Annotated in this window: 21 protein-coding genes; 16 read left to right on the top strand and 5 right to left on the bottom strand. The window is 68.0% G+C overall.

From position 1 onward, the window contains the following. Position 1: 1 nt before the first annotated feature. The gene (locus tag ACZLZQ_RS11650; protein WP_472949911.1) at positions 2 to 1,000 is read right to left on the bottom strand and encodes an AAA family ATPase; all 999 of its coding nucleotides are present in this window, start codon (positions 998 to 1,000) and stop codon (positions 2 to 4) included. 204 nt (positions 1,001 to 1,204) lie between these two features. Next, positions 1,205 to 2,410 (bottom strand): MFS transporter, encoded by a 1,206-nt coding sequence (locus tag ACZLZQ_RS11645; RefSeq protein WP_472949499.1) that lies wholly within the window; start codon positions 2,408 to 2,410, stop codon positions 1,205 to 1,207. 105 nt (positions 2,411 to 2,515) lie between these two features. Here ACZLZQ_RS11645 and ACZLZQ_RS11640 point away from each other — a divergent pair, with 105 nt between their 5' ends. From ACZLZQ_RS11640 to ACZLZQ_RS11630, 3 genes are all read left to right on the top strand, one after another. Continuing rightward, complete coding sequence (locus ACZLZQ_RS11640) at positions 2,516 to 3,130, top strand: TetR/AcrR family transcriptional regulator (RefSeq protein ID WP_472949498.1); 615 nt, start codon at positions 2,516 to 2,518, stop codon at positions 3,128 to 3,130. A 115-nt stretch (positions 3,131 to 3,245) separates the two neighbouring features. Next, positions 3,246 to 4,142, top strand: coding sequence for a CehA/McbA family metallohydrolase domain-containing protein (locus ACZLZQ_RS11635; protein WP_472949497.1), 897 nt, complete (start codon positions 3,246 to 3,248; stop codon positions 4,140 to 4,142). A 246-nt stretch (positions 4,143 to 4,388) separates the two neighbouring features. Beyond that, a complete protein-coding gene (locus ACZLZQ_RS11630) occupies positions 4,389 to 5,144 on the top strand; it encodes a hypothetical protein (RefSeq protein WP_472949496.1) in 756 nt (251 codons plus the stop codon). A 169-nt stretch (positions 5,145 to 5,313) separates the two neighbouring features. Here the strand turns inward: ACZLZQ_RS11630 and phnF are convergent, their stop codons facing one another. After that, on the bottom strand, positions 5,314 to 6,036 hold the full coding sequence (phnF, locus tag ACZLZQ_RS11625) for a phosphonate metabolism transcriptional regulator PhnF (RefSeq protein ID WP_472949495.1): 723 nt from the start codon (positions 6,034 to 6,036) through the stop codon (positions 5,314 to 5,316). A 159-nt stretch (positions 6,037 to 6,195) separates the two neighbouring features. Between phnF and phnG the strand changes: the two genes are divergently transcribed. From phnG to ACZLZQ_RS11605, 4 genes are all read left to right on the top strand, one after another. Further along, positions 6,196 to 6,672: a phosphonate C-P lyase system protein PhnG gene (phnG, locus tag ACZLZQ_RS11620; RefSeq protein ID WP_472933137.1), complete on the top strand. Its 477-nt coding sequence runs from the start codon at positions 6,196 to 6,198 to the stop codon at positions 6,670 to 6,672. Continuing rightward, entirely contained in the window at positions 6,672 to 7,277 is a 606-nt protein-coding gene (phnH, locus tag ACZLZQ_RS11615; protein WP_472949494.1) for a phosphonate C-P lyase system protein PhnH, read from the top strand. Before phnG ends, phnH begins: the two co-directional genes overlap by 1 nt. Position 7,278: 1 nt before the next feature. Continuing rightward, entirely contained in the window at positions 7,279 to 8,457 is a 1,179-nt protein-coding gene (locus tag ACZLZQ_RS11610; RefSeq protein WP_472949493.1) for a carbon-phosphorus lyase complex subunit, read from the top strand. Positions 8,458 to 8,596: 139 nt separating this feature from the next. Then, entirely contained in the window at positions 8,597 to 9,484 is an 888-nt protein-coding gene (locus tag ACZLZQ_RS11605) for an alpha-D-ribose 1-methylphosphonate 5-phosphate C-P-lyase PhnJ (protein ID WP_472932759.1), read from the top strand. Positions 9,485 to 9,603: 119 nt separating this feature from the next. Here the strand turns inward: ACZLZQ_RS11605 and ACZLZQ_RS11600 are convergent, their stop codons facing one another. Continuing rightward, on the bottom strand, positions 9,604 to 9,912 hold the full coding sequence (locus tag ACZLZQ_RS11600) for an endonuclease domain-containing protein (RefSeq protein WP_472949492.1): 309 nt from the start codon (positions 9,910 to 9,912) through the stop codon (positions 9,604 to 9,606). A gap of 194 nt (positions 9,913 to 10,106) precedes the next feature. Between ACZLZQ_RS11600 and phnK the strand changes: the two genes are divergently transcribed. The 9 genes from phnK to phnN all read left to right on the top strand — a co-directional run bounded on the left by phnK (position 10,107) and on the right by phnN (position 18,009). Beyond that, positions 10,107 to 10,886, top strand: coding sequence for a phosphonate C-P lyase system protein PhnK (phnK, locus tag ACZLZQ_RS11595; RefSeq protein ID WP_472949491.1), 780 nt, complete (start codon positions 10,107 to 10,109; stop codon positions 10,884 to 10,886). Position 10,887: 1 nt separating this feature from the next. Beyond that, positions 10,888 to 11,592: a phosphonate C-P lyase system protein PhnL gene (phnL, locus tag ACZLZQ_RS11590; RefSeq protein WP_472949490.1), complete on the top strand. Its 705-nt coding sequence runs from the start codon at positions 10,888 to 10,890 to the stop codon at positions 11,590 to 11,592. Continuing rightward, positions 11,593 to 12,210, top strand: coding sequence for a DapH/DapD/GlmU-related protein (locus tag ACZLZQ_RS11585; protein WP_472949489.1), 618 nt, complete (start codon positions 11,593 to 11,595; stop codon positions 12,208 to 12,210). It abuts the gene before it with no gap. A 226-nt stretch (positions 12,211 to 12,436) separates the two neighbouring features. Then, the gene (gene phnC / locus ACZLZQ_RS11580) at positions 12,437 to 13,285 is read left to right on the top strand and encodes a phosphonate ABC transporter ATP-binding protein (RefSeq protein ID WP_472932765.1); all 849 of its coding nucleotides are present in this window, start codon (positions 12,437 to 12,439) and stop codon (positions 13,283 to 13,285) included. Between the two features lie 43 nt (positions 13,286 to 13,328). Then, complete coding sequence (phnD, locus tag ACZLZQ_RS11575) at positions 13,329 to 14,321, top strand: phosphonate ABC transporter substrate-binding protein (protein ID WP_472932767.1); 993 nt, start codon at positions 13,329 to 13,331, stop codon at positions 14,319 to 14,321. A 447-nt stretch (positions 14,322 to 14,768) separates the two neighbouring features. After that, complete coding sequence (gene phnE / locus ACZLZQ_RS11570) at positions 14,769 to 15,578, top strand: phosphonate ABC transporter, permease protein PhnE (protein ID WP_472949488.1); 810 nt, start codon at positions 14,769 to 14,771, stop codon at positions 15,576 to 15,578. A 3-nt stretch (positions 15,579 to 15,581) separates the two neighbouring features. Next, positions 15,582 to 16,253 carry a DUF1045 domain-containing protein gene (locus ACZLZQ_RS11565; RefSeq protein WP_472949487.1) on the top strand — a complete coding sequence of 224 codons (672 nt, stop codon included), beginning with the start codon at positions 15,582 to 15,584 and terminating at the stop codon, positions 16,251 to 16,253. A gap of 54 nt (positions 16,254 to 16,307) precedes the next feature. Next, positions 16,308 to 17,447, top strand: a complete 1,140-nt coding sequence (locus tag ACZLZQ_RS11560; protein WP_472949486.1) for an alpha-D-ribose 1-methylphosphonate 5-triphosphate diphosphatase — start codon at positions 16,308 to 16,310, stop codon at positions 17,445 to 17,447. Further along, positions 17,440 to 18,009 (top strand): phosphonate metabolism protein/1,5-bisphosphokinase (PRPP-forming) PhnN, encoded by a 570-nt coding sequence (gene phnN, locus ACZLZQ_RS11555; RefSeq protein ID WP_472949485.1) that lies wholly within the window; start codon positions 17,440 to 17,442, stop codon positions 18,007 to 18,009. Before ACZLZQ_RS11560 ends, phnN begins: the two co-directional genes overlap by 8 nt. A gap of 81 nt (positions 18,010 to 18,090) precedes the next feature. Here phnN and ACZLZQ_RS11550 read toward each other — a convergent pair whose 3' ends face one another. Continuing rightward, positions 18,091 to 18,678 carry a TetR family transcriptional regulator gene (locus ACZLZQ_RS11550; RefSeq protein WP_472949484.1) on the bottom strand — a complete coding sequence of 196 codons (588 nt, stop codon included), beginning with the start codon at positions 18,676 to 18,678 and terminating at the stop codon, positions 18,091 to 18,093. Positions 18,679 to 18,740 lie beyond the last annotated feature (62 nt).

Raw genomic sequence — 18,740 nt, 5'->3', positions numbered from 1 at the left:
CTCAGAGCGGCCGGACGCGGTCGAGCAGCATCTCGATCACCCCGCGCGGCGTCGCCCCGTCGGCGGTGGCGCGCCAGGTCAACAGCGTGCGGTGGGCGAGGATGTCGGGTGCGAGGTCCGCCACGTCCTCGGGCACCACGAAGTCCCGACCATAGAGATAGGCCCGGGCCTTGGCAGCCGCCGCCAGCGCCAGCGTGCCGCGCGGCGAGGCCGGGTGCTCGATGATCCGGCCGATCTCAGAATCCTTGGCGGCCTCGCGCGGCGCCGTCACCAGCCGCACGATGAAATCCTTCAGCGCCGGCGACAGGTGCACGCGCATCGCCGCATCACGAGCCGCCCGCACCTCGGCAAGGCTGAGCTTCATCGCCATCGCGCCGGAATGCGTCACTGTCTCGGCCTCGACCAGATCGAGGATCTTTCGCTCCGAGGCGGCATTCGGCAGGCCGACGACGACATGCATCAGGAAACGGTCGAGCTGCGCCTCGGGCAGCGGGAACGTGCCCTCCTGGTCGATCGGGTTCTGCGTCGCCACCACCATGAACGGGTCGGGCAGCACATGCGTCTCGCCGCCCGCCGTCACCTGGCGCTCGGCCATCGCCTCGAGCAGCGCCGACTGCACCTTCGGCGGCGCGCGGTTGATCTCGTCGACCAGCACCAGCGACGCGAAGACCGGCCCCGGCGCGAACTCGAAGCCGCCTTTGTCGGGCTGCCAGATCGGCGTTCCCGTAATGTCGGCGGGCATCAGGTCGGGCGTGCACTGGATGCGGTGCAAGGTGCTCTCCAACCCCTCGGCCAGGCGCTTGACGGCGCGCGTCTTGGCCAGCCCCGGCATGCCCTCGACCAAGAGATGCCCACCTGACAAAAGCCCGATCAACAGCCGCTCGACCAGCGCCTCGCAGCCGATCAGCCCGTCCTGCAGGCCTTCCTTCAGCTGAAAAATCCGCCCCCGGATCGCCGCGTCCGCGTCAGGCCTGCCGGCCGTCGCCGCGCCGCCCGCCATCTGGCCGGGATCCGTCAAAGGGGCACGCACCGAGGGTGAATCCACCACATCGCCTCCATCCGGGTGCCCAATCCGGACCTATGGCTTACGAAGGGATCAGCCGTAGGTCAACAGCCGGGAATGGGGATCGCGGCGAGTTGAGGGCGCGGGGGCGGTTGGAAGAGCGAGGCGCCCCATCCTCAACGGGGTTGCGACGATGGCGGATCACGCGACGGCGCGGGCGCCCGGCTTGAAGCCGTGATGGCGCGAGACGGTGACGAGGGCGAGCGCCGCGCCGACGAGGGCGAGCATGGTCCAGGGAAACGCCCCGGCGCCCCAGCGGTCGAGAAGGATGCCGCCGACAATGCCGCCCGCGGCGATCGCCGTGTTCCAGACCGTGGTGATCATCGCACTGGCGATATCGACGCCGTCTCCGGCCGCATCGGCGGAAGCCGTTTGGAGAAGCGTGGCGGCGCCGCCGAACGACAGGCCCCAGAGGATGATACCCGTGACGGCGACGGGCGCGATGTCCCCGGCGACCCCGAGGAGGAGCGTCACGCCCCCGAAAGCGGTGAGGCTGATCAGCACCAGTCCGCGCAGCATGCGGTCCACCAGGATGCCGGTGACCCAGATGCCGGCGAGCGCGGCGATCCCGAAAGCGAGCAGCAGGAGGTCCACCCGGTCCGCCAGGCCGCTGCGCGCGGCAAAGGGCGCGACATAGGTGTAGAGGATGTTGTGCGCCGTCATCCAGGCGAGGATGGTGAGGAGGATGGGCCGGATCCCCGGCGTCCTGAACACCTGCCCGACCGAAAGCCGCGCGCCGCGGGGCTGACCGGCAAAATCGGGGACCTTCCACATCACCCAGGCGACGAGGACGATGGTGGTCGCCGACATCACCAGGAAGGACGATCGCCAGCCGACTGCGGCCCCCAGGAAGGAGCCCGCGGGGACCCCGAGCGAGAGAGCGATGGGCGTTCCGACCATGGCGATCGCCAGCGCCTTGCCCTTCAGGCGATCGACGACCATCCGGCGCGCATAGCCCGCCAGAATGGCCCAGGCGAGGCCTGCGGCGACTCCGGCGATGAAGCGCGCCACCAGCGTCAGGGCATAGTCGCCGGACAGGGCGGTGACCGTGTTGAAGACGAGGAAGCCGACGATGGCGGCCAGCAGCGTCGGCTTGCGCCGCAGGCCCTGCGTCAGGAAGGTCAGGGGAATGGCGGCGATGAGAGATCCTGCCGCGTAGAGGGTGACGAGCTGTCCCGCGAGCGCCTGGGACACGTCCAGTCCCTCGGCGATCTGCGGTAGGAGACCCGCGGGCAGGGTTTCGGTGAGGATTGCGGTGAAGCCGGTCATGGCGAGCGCCAGCAGCGCTGCCATCGGCAGCCTCTCCTGTTCGGCATAGGGCTCGGGTGGGGACGTGACGGATGACATGAGGCAGAACCCTTGTGGATCGATTGATCCAGAAGTGGACGAAGGCCTCCCGCTTGTCAACGACTTCTGGAACGCTTAATTCAGAAGTCAACAATGGGAGGTTTCATGGCCCGGACCGGTCGCCCCAGAGGCTTTGATCGCGATGATGCGCTGACGAGCGCCCTGCATCTGTTCTGGCAGCATGGCTATGACGCGACCTCGCTGGACCAGCTGAAGCGGGCCATGGGAGGCATCTCGTCGGCGAGCTTCTACGCGGCGTTCGGTTCCAAGGAATTGCTCTACCGCGAAGTGCTGGCGCGCTACCTCGAAACGCACGGGCAGGTCACGGCGTCGCTAAGGGATGAGACCCTTTCGCCCCGCGCGGCGATCGAGCAGGCGCTGCGGCTCTCGGCGCGCATGCAGACGGATCCCTCGCATCCGACGGGATGCCTGATCGTCCTGTCGATGAGCGTTTCCGCTGGGGAGAGCGAGGCCCTCGGGGCGCTGTCCGCGGCCGAAAGGCTGGTGAACCGCACGGCGATCCACCGCTGCGTCGTGAGGGCGATCGCCTCCGGGGAATTGCGGGAGGAGACCGATCCCGTGGGCCTCGCGACTCTGGTCGAGGGCCTGCTCCTCGGCTTCTCGCTCCAGGCGCGCGACGGCATTGCGCCGGAGGCCCTCGACGCCGCGGTCAGCACCGTCCTCGCCGTCTGGGACGCCCAGCGGCCCGCCGCTCCCTGAGGCTCCCGCCACCGGCTGTCGACGATCGCCGCCGGCCCATCTCCCCGCCCGCCGTCATACCCCCGACAACACCCGGCGCTATTGCCCCGTCATCGCTGGATTCGAGGACATTGCCATGGGCCAGACCGCCTTCACCGCCGCCGGCACCTTCTGGCGCGGCAACATCCACACCCATTCCACCGCCTCGGACGGCGTGCTGTCGCCCGAAGCCGTCTGCCGGACCTATGCCGAGGCCGGCTACGACTTCCTCTGCCTCTCCGACCATTTTCTGGAGCGCTTCGGCTTCCCCGTGGTCGACACCACGCCGTTCCGCACGAAAACCTTCACGACCATTTTCGGCGCCGAGATCCATGCACCTCAGAACAGCCATGGCGAGATCTGGCACCTTCTCGCCTGTGGCCTGCCGCTGGACTTCGCCCCGCTTGGCGAGAATAAGGATGCCGTGGCGCTGGCCAAGCGAGCGGTGGCGGCCGGCGCCTTCCTCGGCATCGCGCATCCGCAATGGTCGCAGCTGACCATCGAGGACGGGCGGCAGATGGCCGGCATCGCCCATGCGGTGGAGATCTACAACACCGGCTGTCACCTCGAATGCGACCGGCCGGACGGCACCGCCCTCCTCGACGCGCTGCTCTCGGAAGGGTTCCGCCTCACCGGCTACGCCGCCGACGACGCGCATTTCAAGATCGACGACGCGCTCGGCGGCTGGATGATGGTGAAGGCGGAAGTGAACGAGCCGCAGGCGCTCCTCGCCGCCATCAAGGCCGGCGCCTTCTACTCCTCTCGCGGCCCTGTGATCACCGACATCGCGGTCGCCGGGAAGATGCTCTCGGTCGACTGCGAACCCGCCGCAGGCATTGCCCTCGTCGGCCGCGGTTCCCGCGCCGAATACCGCGGCGGCCCCGGCATCACCCATGCCGACCTGCCAATCGAACGCTTCGCCGGCGACTGGTGCCGCGTGGTGGTGATGGACGCGGCGGGAAAGCAGGCCTGGTCGAACCCGATCTGGCTTTAGAAACGCGCCGCTGCCGCGAATGTGATGGCCGTGCCGCGCCTGCCTGAAGGAGCCCTGCGAAGGGCATTTTGAAAGCTTCGGCTGGCGCGCCATCCGTTCGGAAAAGGCACGAAGGGTCCGCCCCCACCTTGATTTCAAAGCGTCTTTCCTCGATGGGGTGGACCTATTCAATCGCGAATGTTCTTCGGCAGAGCAGCGATCAGACGAGTGGCCAGGATGCTATCGACAAGCCTTCGAACGAACGAAATGGAAGCGGCCGGAAACGACTGGCAGACGCCAGCAAACGGGCTCCGCATCCATCAGGCCTTGCCCCGGCCGGTGCGACAGATCCAGATCTTCGGGCAGCGCTGTAGCGGAACGAATGTCCTCACCAAACTGCTCGCCGCCAACTTCGGCTGGGAGACCATCACCGATCGCTACGGCTTCAAGCATTGGTTCGTGCCGGATCAGATCCTGTTTCCGAGCGACGTCCTCGTCTGCGTCGTCGCACGTCATCCGGTCGACTGGATCCGCAGCCTCCACCGGCAGCCCTGGCACGCGCACGCCGATCTCAAGGCCATGCCCTTTTCCGACTTCATCCGCGCGGAATGGCACAGCTACTGGGATCACGAGGTCGGTGGCATCGATGAGCACCATCCGATGTACAACCGGGAAATGTTGCACGAGCGCGATCCCGCGACCGGCCGTCGGTTTGCCAATCCACTGCGCAAGCGGACTGCCAAGCTGCACGCATGGAGCGGGCTCTACGCGCGCAGCGCCAATCTGTGCCTGCTCGACCTGGCGCTCCTGACCTCGGCCCCCGACACCATCCTCTCGGTATTCGGCGATCTCCTGCAGCGCGTCCCGGCGGGAGATCTCGGCGCCCTCCAATCCTACAAGGGCAACGGGTTCAACCGCTTCGTCGAGCGGCAATACGAGCCCCTGTCGCCGGCGGATGAGGCTTTCGTGCGTTCGCAGCTCGATTCCGACGTCGAGCGGCAGTTCGGCTACGCCCTCGGCTGATCTGCCAGGACTGGCCGCCGCAAAGCTGGACCTGGGTTTTCGACAGCCGCAACGGGAGTCCAGCTTGCCCGGCAACCGCGAGTATCCGTCCACCGGCGCTGAGCTGCGACCGATGCCGCGTCGAAATTGCCGGGGTAGTGAATCGACAGCGCCTTGCCGTTGATGGTTCTCACGTCCGGAACACCAGCTCGATCCGCTCCGCCAGGAACCGCGCCCGCGACAGCTGGATCGGCGTGTCATCGGGATCGCAGTTCAGCGAATCGGTCACCAGCACCACCGCGTCGCGCGGGCAGCCGAGATGTTCGGCGTCGGCTGGGGTAACCCGCGATGCGATGACGCGAGTCTCCTGTCGGCGGTAGTCGGCGACGCCCTCGGCGGCGAGCGCCCGGGTGATCGAGCCGCTCTCGGCATAGGCCGCGACGATGCCGGGAAAGCGCTCGGCCGGAAACCAGGAGGTGGCCAGCGACATCGCCACGCCGTCGGCGACGCTCAGCGTCTCCAGCCGGTGCAGCGGGGCGCCGATCCGGACCTTCAGCGCCGCGGCGATCCGGGCATTTGCCGCCTCGCGTTTGGAGGCGATCAGCCGCCCGGCCGGCTGGCGCGATTGGCTGGTGATGTTCTCGGAGAAGCGCGTGCGGGCGCCGACGGGATAGGCGAGGCGCTCAGGCAGCCGGTCGACGAAGGTGCCGCGCCCGCGCTCGGCGCGCACCAGGCCCTCGGCCGACAACGCGGCGATCGCTCTTCGCACGGTGTGGCGGTTGACCTGGAAGCGCTCGGCCAGTTCCGCCTCCACCGGCAGCTTCTCCATCGCGCCGGCCGCATCAGTGATCATCGCGCGGATGCCGTCGGCAACGCTGCGCCAGCGCGCGATCCCCTCTTCGCCCCCGATCATGCCTCATCCTTTCTTGCGTCCGCCGACAAAACCATTCGGCGTCATTGTCCTGTCACGTCTCGGGGTGTAGATATCAGTAGATAGATATAGTTGTCTATACCAATAGACAACTGGTCGCAGAAGCAGGCGGCCGAAGACGCAGAGACAACCGAGGGCGAGATGATCGAAGAGAGCAACGCCATTCCCGAAACCGACGCGACGGCCGCCCGCCAGCGCGCCATCGGCGCCTTCGCCGCCGCCGCCACGCCGGTGCTGGCTGAAGGCTGGCAGGCCATTGGCGGCGGCATGGCGGCGCTGCCGGTGCGCGGGCCGGAGGCCGGGCTCGTCATGCTGCGCGGCCGCATCGGCGGCGGCGGCGCACCGTTCAACCTCGGCGAGGCCAGCGTCACCCGCGCGACCGTTCGCCTTCCCTCCGGCGAGGTCGGCCACGCGATGGTGCTCGGCCGCGACGCCGACAAGGCGCGCCTCGCCGCCACGCTCGATGCTGCTTGGCAGCGGCCGGACTGGCGCGCGGCGATTGAGGCCGAAATCGTCGGCCCGGTCCTCGCCGCGCAAGCCGAGGACGACCGCAAGGCCGCCGAGGAGACCCAGGCGACGCGGGTCGATTTCTTCACCGTCGTACGCGGAGACGATTGATGGGCAAGGATATGAACGGCATCGACGGGGGCTTCACCGACCCGGTCTTCGACAGCCAGGCGGTCTTCGCCGGGGTGATGCAGGCCCTGTCGCGGCCGGGCACGGCGGTCGAGCTCGGCGCGCGCGTCAAGGCGCCCGGCGCCCTCGCGCCGGCCGCCGCCAGCATCCTCGCGGCGCTCGCCGACTACGACACGCCGGTCTGGCTCGACGCCTCGCTGCGCCAAGCGCCGGACGTCGTCCAATGGATCGGCTTCCAGACCGGCGCGATCCAGGTGAAGGCGCCGGGCCAGGCGCGCTTCGCCGTCGCGAGCGCCGGCGCGGACCTTCCCAACCTCTCCGACTTCGCGCTCGGCACCGCCGACTATCCCGACCGCTCGACGACGCTGATCCTGGTGCTGGACGACCTCGCCACCGGCGCGCCGCTGACGCTCTCAGGTCCCGGCATCGAAGCCTCAGTGACGATCCGCCCGCGCGGGCTGACCCCGGCCTTCTTTGCCGACTGGGCCATCAACCAGGCGCTGTTTCCGCGCGGCATCGACGTGCTGCTCGTCGCCGGCAGCCAGGCAATCGGTTTTCCGCGCACCACCCGCATTCGGAGCGCCTGACATGTACGTCGCCGTGAAGGGTGGCGAAGCCGCCATCCAGAATGCCCACCGCCTCCTCGCCGACCGCCGCCGCGGCGCGCGCGACGTCCCCGCGCTGACGCTCGAGCAGATCGCCGGCCAGCTCGCGCTCGGCCTCGACCGGGTGATGGCCGAGGGCTCGCTCTACGACGTCGAGCTTGCCGCCATGGCGGTGCGCCAGTCGCGCGGCGACCTGATCGAGGCGATCTTCCTCCTGCGCGCCTACCGCACCACGCTGCCGCGTTTCGGCAACTCCGTGCCGGTCAATACGGGCAAGATGGCCATCGAGCGCCGGGTCTCGGCAACCTACAAGGACCTGCCGGGCGGGCAGTTGCTGGGGCCGACCTTCGACTACACCCACCGGCTGATCGATCCCGCCATGGCCGGCGACGAACCGGTCGAGACCGGGCTTCGCCGCGCGCTGTCCGGCGACGAGGGTTTTTGCCCACGTGTCACCGACCTTCTCGGCGACGAGGGGTTGATCGAGCCGGACCGACGCGCCGACGCGCCCGCGACCAATGTCAGTCCCGACGCTGGCGCCGGCGAGCACGAGAACGACACCGTTGGTCTTCGCACGACTGAAGACGCCGAGCCCGGCGACCTCACCCGCGAGCCCCTCTCTTTTCCCGCCGGCCGCGACCTCCGGCTGCAGGCACTCGCCCGCGGCGACGAGGGATTTCTCCTCTCGCTCGCCTATTCCACCCAGCGTGGCTTTGCCCGCACCCACCCCTTCGTCGGCGAGATCCGCATCGGCCTCGTCGACGTCGAGGTCGAGATGCCCGAGCTCGGCTTTCCCGTCACCATCGGCCGCGTCCGACTCACCGAATGCCAGATGGTCAACCAGTTCTCCGGCTCGGCCCAGGAGCCGCCGCAGTTCACGCGCGGCTACGGCCTGGTGTTCGGCCAGTCCGAGCGCAAGGCGATGGCGATGAGCCTCGTCGACCGCGCGCTGAGGGCCGACGAGTTCGGCGAGGAGCGCGTCGCTGTGGCGCAGGACGAGGAGTTCGTCATCGCCCATTCCGACAACGTCGCCGCCACCGGCTTCGTCGAGCACCTGAAGCTGCCGCACTACGTCGACTTCCAAGCCGAACTCGACCTCGTCCGCCGCCTGCGCGCCGAGCACACGGCGTCGGTGGTCGAGCTGAAGGACGCGGCGGAATGAGGCCCGCTTTAGTGCCCGCCGCGCCGCAAGAAATACCAGGCGGCGGCAAGGCCGATCAGGATCACCGTCAGCTCGCCGAGCACGATCCAGCCGCTCATTCCCGCTTCCTCCCCGACGCCTCCCAGCAAGGTCCGGCATCATGACCGCAGCCCTTCCCGTCTACAACTTTGCCTATCTCGACGAGCAGACGAAGCGGATGATCCGCCGGGCGATCCTGAAGGCGATCGCCATTCCCGGCTACCAGGTGCCGTTCGCCAGCCGCGAGATGCCGATGCCCTATGGCTGGGGCACCGGCGGCGTGCAGGTGACGGCGGCAATCCTCGGGCCGGACGACGTCCTGAAGGTCATCGACCAGGGCGCCGACGACACCACCAATGCCGTCTCGATCCGCGCCTTCTTCCAGAAGACCGCGGGCGTCGCCACCACGACGAAGACCGCGGAGGCGACGATCATCCAGACCCGGCACCGTGTCCCCGAGACCGCGCTGACGGAGAACCAGACACTCGTCTACCAGGTGCCGATCCCCGAGCCGCTGCGCTTCCTCGAGCCGCGCGAGACCGAGACGCGGGTGATGCACGCCCTTGAGGAATACGGCCTGATGCACGTCAAGCTCTACGAGGACATCGCCCGGCACGGTCACATCGCCACCACCTACGCCTACCCCGTCAAGGTCGAGGACCGCTACGTCATGGACCCCTCGCCGATCCCAAAATTCGACAACCCGAAGCTCCACCGCTCAGCCGCCCTGCAGCTCTTCGGCGCCGGCCGCGAGAAGCGGATCTACGCTCTGCCGCCCTTCACCGACGTCGTCAGCCTCGACTTCGAGGACCACCCTTTCGAGATCCAGCATTTTGCCAAACCCTGCGCGCTCTGCGGCGGCACCGGCGCCTATCTCGACGAGGTCATCACCGACGACCGCGGCGGGCGCATGTTCGTCTGCTCCGATACCGACCATTGCGAGACGCGCCGGGCCGAGGGGCACGTCGGCGACGGCGGGCCGAAGGGCTACGAGGAGGCGGCGGAATGAGGGCCGGATCGGTAAAGCCCGGCGCCCGCAACCGCCGATCTCCCCCCTTGAGGGGGAGATGTCCGGCAGGGCAGAGGGGGGTGAGTGCCGCATCCCCGCCGACGGGTTGGGTTACATCTTCACCGATCCTCCGCCTCGATCACTGCCAGGATGTGCCGGCAGACTCCCTCGATATCCTGCAGGACGTCGTCGTTCCAGAACCGAACAACCGTCCAGCTGGCCATCTCGAACCTCGCCGTGCGCGCGGCGTCGCGCACCACAATGGCCTCCCCTCCATGCTGCACGCCGTCGATTTCCACGATGAGGCGATGCGCGGGACAAGCGAAATCGACGATATGGCCCGCGATCGGCACCTGTCGGCGAAAGCCGAGGTTCATCAGGCGATGGGCGCGGACGGCCGTCCAGAAGCGCAGTTCGGCCTCGGTCATGGCGTGGCGCATCGTCTTGGCATGGGCACGGTGCTTCGTCGGAACGAGATGATGCGCCATGTCCCTCGCCCTGCCCGTGGGTCCGGCACCGAGCTTACACAGGTTCCCGCTGCGATCACCCCCCTCTGCCTGCCGGCATCTCCCCCTCAAGGGGGGAGATCGGCGGTGTCTTCAGCGCCGCGAAGGAGTTCCGTATGAGCGACGACACCCCCATCCTCGACGTCCGCGGCGTCACCAAGCGCTATGGCGGCAGGATCGGCTGCGAGGACGTCTCGTTCCAGGTCCATCCCGGCGAGGTGCTGGCGATCGTCGGCGAGAGCGGGTCGGGCAAGACCACGCTGCTCAACTGTATCTCCGCCCGCCTGCCGCGCACCTCGGGCGAAGTGCTCTACCGCATGCGCGACGGCGAGACGCGGGACCTCGAGGACCTCAGCGAGGCCGAGCGGCGATTCCTTGCCCGCACCGATTGGGGTTTTGTCCACCAGAACCCGGCGGATGGCCTGCGGATGCGCGTCTCGGCCGGCGCTAATGTCGGCGAGCGGTTGATGGCGGTCGGCGAGCGGCACTACGGCAACATCCGCGCGACGGCGACGGACTGGCTCGGCCGCGTCGAAATCGCCGGCGACCGGATCGACGACCAGCCGGTCGCCTTCTCCGGCGGCATGCGCCAGCGGCTGCAGATCGCCCGCAACCTCGTCACCCGCCCCCGCCTCGTGTTCATGGACGAGCCGACGGGTGGCCTCGACGTCTCGGTCCAGGCGCGCCTCCTGGATCTTCTTCGCCAGCTGGTCTTAGAGCTCGGCCTGTCGGTGGTGATCGTCACGCACGACCTCGCGGTCGCCCGCCTGCTGTCGCAGCGGATGATCGTGATGAAGGACGGCCACGTCATCGAGACCGGCCTCACCGACCGCGTCCTCGACGACCCGCAGCATCCCTATACCCAGCTGCTCGTCGCCTCGATCCCGGAGAGCTAGAATGTCCGCTCAGCCTATTCTCGTCGTCGAGAACGTCGCGAAATCCTTCACCGTGCACTTGCGCGGCGGCATCCGCTTGCCGGTGGTGGAGAACGTCTCCTTCCAGCTTGCACCCGGCGAATGCGCGGTGCTCGGCGGGCCGTCCGGGGTCGGCAAGTCGTCGATCCTGCGCATGGTCTACGGCAATTATGCCGTCGACGCCGGTCGCATCCTCGTCGGCGAGGCGGGCGAAGACCTTGCCGCCGGCGACCCGCGCCTCGTGATGCGGCTGCGGCGCGAGCGCATCGGCTATGTCAGCCAGTTCCTGCGCGCCGTGCCGCGGGTGCCGGCCGTCGACGTCGTCGCCGAGCCGCTGTTTGCGCGCGGCGTCAACGCGGAAGAGGCCCGCACCCGCGCGGCCGACCTGCTTCGCCGGTTGAACCTCCCCCGGGCCCTCTTCGACCTGCCGCCGGCGACTTTCTCGGGCGGCGAGAAGCAGCGGGTGAACATCGCCCGCGGCTTCATCACCGACCATCCGATCCTCCTCCTCGACGAGCCCACCGCCTCGCTCGACGGCGTCAACCGCGACACGGTGGCGGCGATGATCGAGGAGAAACTCGGCCTCGGCACCGCCATCCTCGGCATCTTCCACGACGAGGTGGTGCGGGCTCGGGTGGCGACGCGGGTCATCGACGTCACCGGTTTCTCCGCCCGAAAGGCCGCCTGAATGCCCCGCCTCTCCGAACACGTCCCGCTGATCCACGAGACCGCCATCGTCGAGACCACGCGCCTCGGCCGCTATGTCGAGGTCGACGAACGCTGCCGCGTCGCCGAGTCCGAGATCGGCGACTATTCCTACATGATGCGCGACTGCGGGGTCTGGGGCACCACGATCGGCAAGTTCGTCAACATCGCCGCGAGCGCCCGTCTGAACGCCACCAACCATCCGGTCGAGCGCGCGACCTTGCACCATTTCACCTACCGCGCGAACGACTATTTCGACGACGCCGAGGAGGAATTGCCGTTCTTCGCCGCCCGCCGAGCCCGCCGCGTGACCATCGGCCACGACGTCTGGATCGGGCACGGCGTCACGGTTCTGCCGGGCGTTTCCATCGGCAATGGCGCGGTGGTCGGCGCCGGGGCCGTCGTGTCGAAAGACGTCGCGCCCTACACCATCGTCGGCGGCGTTCCGGCGAAGAAAATTCGCGATCGCTTCGCCCCGGGCACCGGCGAACGCATGGACAAGCTCGCCTGGTGGGACTGGCCGCACGACCGTCTTCGGACCTGTCTCGACGATTTCCGGACCCTTGGCGCCGAAGCCTTTCTCAACCGCCACGAGCACTGATTCAGAAGGGCCTGGAACCCTTGCGGCGCAGGGCTTTCGGGCGTCACTGAACGGTCACCCTGGCGTCACGCGCAGTACATCGAAGGAGGCTAGGCCTAGCGGCAAGACAGCCGGAAGAGACCGGCGAAACGGCCAGACAGCGGATGAATTCGGACGGCGTTTCCGACCGGTTCGTCACCCGTGACGGGAGCGCAGTCCGGCCTGGTTTTCGCAAAAGGGACACCGCATGAACGCGATCCGCGTCAGCACACTCTCCAAGCGCTTCGGCAAGAAGCAGGCGCTGAAGAGCATCGATATCGAAATCTCAGCCGGCGAGATGGTGGCGCTGATCGGCGCCTCCGGCTCCGGCAAGTCGACCTTGATGCGGATCATCGCCGGGCTGGAATTTTGCGACAGCGACGGCGGCAAGATCGAGATCCTCGGCCGCACGCTGCAGCAAGGCGGCAAGCTCGATCCCAAGGCGCGGGAAATGCGACGAGAGATCGGCGTGATCTTCCAGCAGTTCAACCTCGTCGGCCGCCTGCCCGTGCTGACCAACGTCCTCACCGGCCTGCTCGGCCGCATTCCGCGCTGGCGGGGCACGCTCGGCCTGTTCAGCAAGGCGGAAAAGCTTCTCGCCCGCGATGCCCTCGGGCGCGTCGGCATTCCGGAAGTCGCCTGGCAGCGCGCCTCCACCCTTTCCGGTGGCCAGCAGCAGCGCGCCGCGATTGCCCGCACCTTGGTGCAGAAGTCGAAGATCCTCCTTGCCGACGAGCCGATCGCCTCGCTCGACCCGTCCTCCGCCCGCCGCGTGATGGACGTGATCGCCGACATCAACCGGACCGACAAGATCACCGCCGTCGTCTCGCTGCACCAGGTCGAATACGCCCGCCGCTACTGCCCGCGCACCATCGCGCTCCGGGACGGCATCGTGGTGTTCGACGGGCCCTCGCTGGCGCTGACCAACGATTTCCTGCGCGAGCTCTACGGCACCTCGTCGGAAGAGCTGATCCTGCCCGATGCGGCCGAGCCGCCACGCGAGCTGCGCCCGACCCAGGACCTCACCGCGGCCTTGCGCGCGCTCGCCTCGGCCTGACCCTTTCCACGCAGACCCAACCCGACCCACCCAGGAGCTTTCGATGAACCTCTTCGCCAAGGGCCTCGCCGCCCTCTCGCTGGCCGCCGTCTTCGCAACGCCGGTGATCGCCGAGCCGATCAATTTCGGCATCATCTCGACCGAGTCCCAGTCGAACCTCCGCCCGCTCTGGGAGCCCTTCCTCGCCGACATGGCCAAGGAGACCGGCCTCGAGATCAAGCCCTTCTTCGCCTCCGACTATGCCGGCGTCATCGAGGGCATGCGCTTCAACAAGGTGCAGGTCGCCTGGTACGGCAACAAGGCCGCGATGGAGGCGGTCGACCGCTCCGACGGCGAGGTCTTCGTGCAGACCGTCGCCGCGAACGGCGAAGCCGGCTATTACGGTCTCATCCTCGCCCCGGCCGACAGCAAGCTGAACTCTGTCGACGACCTCCTGACCTGCGACAAGTCGATGAATTTTGGCATCGGCGACCCGAACTCGACCTCGGGCTACCTCGTGCCGATGACCTTCATCTTCGCGGCCAAGGGCATTGACCCGAAGAACTGTTTCAAGAACGTCACCAACGCCAACCACGAGACCAATGCGATGGCCGTCGCCAACAAGCAAGTCGACGCCGCCGCCAACAACACCGAGAACCTCGCCAAGATCGAGATGAACCGTCCGGACGATTTCAAGAAGATCAAGGTGATCTGGAAGTCGCCGCTGATCGCCTCCGATCCGATCGTCTGGCGCAAGGACCTGTCCGCTGAGACCAAGGAGAAGCTGAAGACCTTCTTCCTCGACTACGGCACCGAGCGCTCGAAGGGCGATGCGACCGCGGAGAAGAAGACCCTCGAGGGCCTGCAGTGGGCGCCGTTCCGCGCTTCGACCGACGCCCAGCTGCTGCCGATCCGCGTGATGGAGTTCACCAAGAAGATCGCCGGCATCGAAGCCGACACGACGCTCGCCGCCGACGCCAAGAAGGCGCAGATCGACGAACTGACCGCTAAGAAGGCCAAGGTCGAGGCCGAGATCGCCAAGAACCCGCAAAGCTGAGGCTGGGTTTTTGAAACGGCACGCGGCCGGCGACGGCCGCGTGCACTGCTGCCGCCGTAGGGGACGCGCACCACGTCCCGCCAGGCGCAACGGCCACGCTGCTTCTTCTCCCCTCCGGGGAGAAGGTCGCGGCAGCGGGATGAGGGGCGTTTCGAGGCGAAGATAGTGCGTTGCGCGCTGATACGGCGCGTCTCATGAGAACGTCCGTCAACTTTTCAGAACGTCGCCCACCCTTTCAGATCGTCATCCCGGACTTGATCCGGGATCCATTCCTCTCCGCGTCAACCCCACTCCGGTGCGGAAGGGAATGTCCACCGTCCTCGACGGGGACGGCGATTTGGAATGGATCCCGGGTCAAGCCCGGGATGACGAAGCACCTAGTTCCCGCTCGTCGCGTCCGCCTGACTTACGCAAGCCCCCTCGCCATCACCGCCAGGAACCACCGCCATGTCCGACGCCGCCCACACCGCCCCCGCCAAGCCGATGATCGAGCGGAACTGGTCCGAGGCCGCCTGGGGCTACGTGATCTGGATCGCGCTCGTTGCCTTGCTCGTCTGGAGCTGGGGACCGGCCGAGATGGGGCGCTGGACCTATCTGTTCACCGATGCCGATAACATGGCGCAATACGCCTCCGGCTTCCTGTCGCCGGACTTCAAAGATTGGAACTATTACGTCCGCGAGATGATCGTCACCATCCAGATCGCCCTCTGGGGCACGGTGCTGGCGACGCTTCTCTCCATCCCCTTCGGGATCCTGTGCGCCCACAACATGGTGCCTTGGTACATCCTGCAGCCGACCCGACGGCTGATGGACGCGTTCCGGGCGATCCACGAGGTGGTGTTCGCCGTGCTGTTCGTCGTCGCCGTCGGCCTCGGTCCGTTCGCCGGCGTCATGGCGCTGTTCATCCACACCACCGGCATCCTCGCCAAACTGTTCTCCGAGGCGGTCGAGGCGATCGATCCGCGCCCGGTCGAGGCGATCCGCGCGACCGGGGCCTCGAAGCTGCAGGAGATCGTCTACGGCGTGATCCCGCAGGTGCTACCGCTGTGGATGTCGTACACGCTCTACCGCTTCGAATCGAACGTCCGCTCGGCGACGATCCTTGGCCTGATCGGCGCCGGCGGCATCGGCCAGGTGATGTTCGAATCGATCCGGGGGTTCTACTACGCGCAGGCAGCCGCCATCCTCCTGCTCGTGGTGATCAGCGTGACCTTGACCGACCTTCTCTCCCAGCAGCTGCGCAAGCGGGTGATGTAGCCCTTGCGCACTGCCATCTACTTCACGCCGCCGGCGGGTGCGCCGCTGACGCGCGCCGCCGCCCTCTGGCTCGGCCGCGACGCCTTCACCGGCGAGGCAACGCGCGAACCGGACGCCGAGATCGACCCGGTCGTCGCCGAGCCGGCGCGCTACGGCTTCCATGCGACGATGCGCGCGCCGTTCCGCATTGCCGAGGGTTTCGACCTCGCCGATGTCGACGAGCGGCTGGCACGCTTTGCCGCGTCGCGCCCGGTGGTGACGCTGCCGGAGATGGCGCTGCGCCGGCTCGGGCCGTTCTTCGCGCTGGTGCCGGCGACGCCGAGCGAGCCGCTCGCAGTGCTCGAGGCGGACCTCCTGGAAGCCTTCGACGGCCTCCGTGCGCCGCTGACCGAGGCTGAGATCGCCCGCCGCCGGCCGGACCGGCTGAGCGAACGCCAGCGCGCGCAGCTGGACCGCTGGGGCTATCCGCACGTGCTGGAGGATTTCCGCTTCCACATGACCTTGACCGGCCCGGTCGAGGCGGCGAGGATCGATGCCGTCGACGCCTTGCTGCGCGAGCGCTTCGCCGGCTTCGATGGCGCGCCGCTGGCCATCGACGGCCTCGCGGTCTTCATCGAGCCCTCCCCCGGCGACGCCTTCCGGGTGCATTCGCTTCACACCTTCGGCGGCGCCTGACCGCGCCGCGCCCGGGCTCTCCGCCGAGCGCCCCTCTTATGGCAGACCCCTCCCATGCCCCATGAAACCGTCCTGTCCAACGCCCGCATCGTCCTTGCCGATCAGGTCATCCACGGCCATGTCGTGCTGCGCGATGGGCTGATCACAGAGGTCGCCGAGGGCAACAGCGCCGTCGGCGAGGACCTCGGCGGCGAGACGCTGGTGCCGGGCTTCGTCGAGCTGCACACCGACCACATCGAAGGGCACTACCTGCCGCGGCCGAAAGTGCGCTGGAACAAGCTCGCCGCGATCCAGGCGCACGACGCGCAGATCGCCTCCTCCGGCATCACCACGGTGTTCGACGCGCTGCGCGTCGGCATGGACGAGAACGCCGACATCGGCGCCACCGACATGCGCGACATGGCCGACAGCATCGCCCGCTCCGTCACCGAGGGCCGGCTGCGGGCCGACCACTTCATCCATCTGCGCTGCGAGGTTTCGGCCGCCGACGTGATCGAGGGCTTCGAGGCGATGCTGGGCAACCCGCTGATCCGGCTAGCCTCGCTGATGGACCACGCGCCGGGGCAGCGCCAGTTCGTCAACATCGACACCTACCGCATGTACTACCAGGGCAAGATGAAGCTCACCGACGCCGAGTTCGACCGCTTCTGCCAGCGGCGGACCGAGGAGTCGGAGGCGAATGCGCCGAGAAGCCGCGACCACATCGCCGCCCGGGCCCATGAAGTCGGCATCGCCCTCGCCTCGCACGACGACGCGACGCTCGCCCATGTCGAGGAGGCCGTGAACTACGGCATCGCGCTCGCCGAGTTCCCGACAACGCTCGAGGCGGCCCGCGCCTCGCACGCCGCGGGGCTGAAGGTGCTGATGGGCGCGCCGAACGTCGTGCGCGGCGGCTCGCATTCCGGCAACATCTCAGCCGCCGAGTTGAAGGCGGCCGGGGTGCTCGACATCCTCTCCTCCGACTATGTGCCGTTCAGCCTGATGCAGGCGGTGTTCCAGCTCGGCGAGGAGAGCGACGCCGCGCTGGTCGACGCGATCCGACTGGTGACGCGCAACCCCGCCGAGGCCGTTGGCCTCGACGACCGCGGCGAGATCACCACCGGCAAGCGGGCCGACCTCGTGCGGGTGCGGGCGGTCGCGGGCGCACCGCCGGTGGTCGGCGCCGTCTACCGCGAAGGCCGGCGCGTTGCCTGATCAGCCCGGCGCCTTCATCGCCGTCGTCGGCCCGAGCGGCGCCGGCAAGGACACAATCCTCGGGCTGGCGCAGCAGTCCCTCTCGGAAGAGACCCGGCTGCGCTTCGCCCGGCGGGTGATAACCCGGGTGTCGCAGGTCGAGGCGGAGGACCACGACTGCCTCAGCGAGACCGAGTTCGTGGCGGCGGAGGCGGCGGGCGCCTTCTGCCTCACCTGGGGCGCCCATGGCCTGCGCTATGGCCTGCCGGCCGCCCTCGCCGACGATTGCATCGGCGGCACGACGGTGATCGCCAATGTCTCTCGCCGCGCCTTGGTGCCGGCGACGCTGCGCTTCGGAAATGTCCATGTCGTCGAGATCACCGCGCCGCGCGAACTCCTGGTGCAGCGCATCGCCGGGCGCGGGCGCGAGAGCGCCGAAGAGATCGAGGCGCGGCTGGCGCGGAGTGTCCAGCTGACGGTGCCAGCGTCCGCGCACGGCCCCCACCGCATCGACAATTCCGGCGCAGCCGAGGATGCCGCGGCGTCCTTCGTGGCGCTGGTGCGGCGGGTGATGGCGGGCTAATCTCAGATCATCAGGCGCGTCCCGAACGCCTCGGCGCGCCGAACTCCACTGCGGAAACCGCCGCTGCCGCCTCGACGGCGATCAGCCGCGATAGCTGGCGAATAGACTGTCGATCAACGGCGTCGCGGTCTCCAACAGGTCGAACTCACCTTCGAGCCGCAGCCATTCCGAAAACAGGCCGACCACGGCGCAGAGATAGGCGTTGGCCGCGGTCGAGGGCTGCCAGGGACGCGCCAGCTGACGCAACGCGCTGGCGCGGTCGAAGACGGCCAGGATCGTGTCCTTCATCTGGTGGTCGGCTTCGCGCCGCTTGAGCAGCGCATCCCCCATCTCGCCCACATATTCACAGCGGAATAAAATGATCGTGTAGACCCGCTGGGCGCGTGTGTCGGCTGCGAAGCTGCGCAGCGCTTCCAGCGTCGTCTCCTGAAGCAAGTCGAGACACCGGTCGGAGCGGGACATCTCCCGGCTCTGAAAGAACTCTTCCTGCGGCATGCGGACCCTGTCCTGCATGGCCTTGAACAGTTCGACCTTGTTGGCGAAGTGCCAGTAGATCGCGCCACGGGTGACGTCGGCGGCTGCGGCGATTTGGGCAAGGCTGGTCTGGCCGACGCCGCGCTCGTGGAACACGGCTTCCGCCGCGTCCAGGATCGCTGCTCGCGTTTCCATCGCTTCCTGCTTGGTTCTGCGCAACCCGAGGCTCCTTGCTTACATGCATCTATGAATGTAAG

The organism is Mesocryomonas lacus (genome assembly GCF_055730105.2).
The sequence above is the reverse complement of the archived record's forward strand: the minus strand, read 5'-3'. Positions and strand labels throughout refer to the sequence as shown.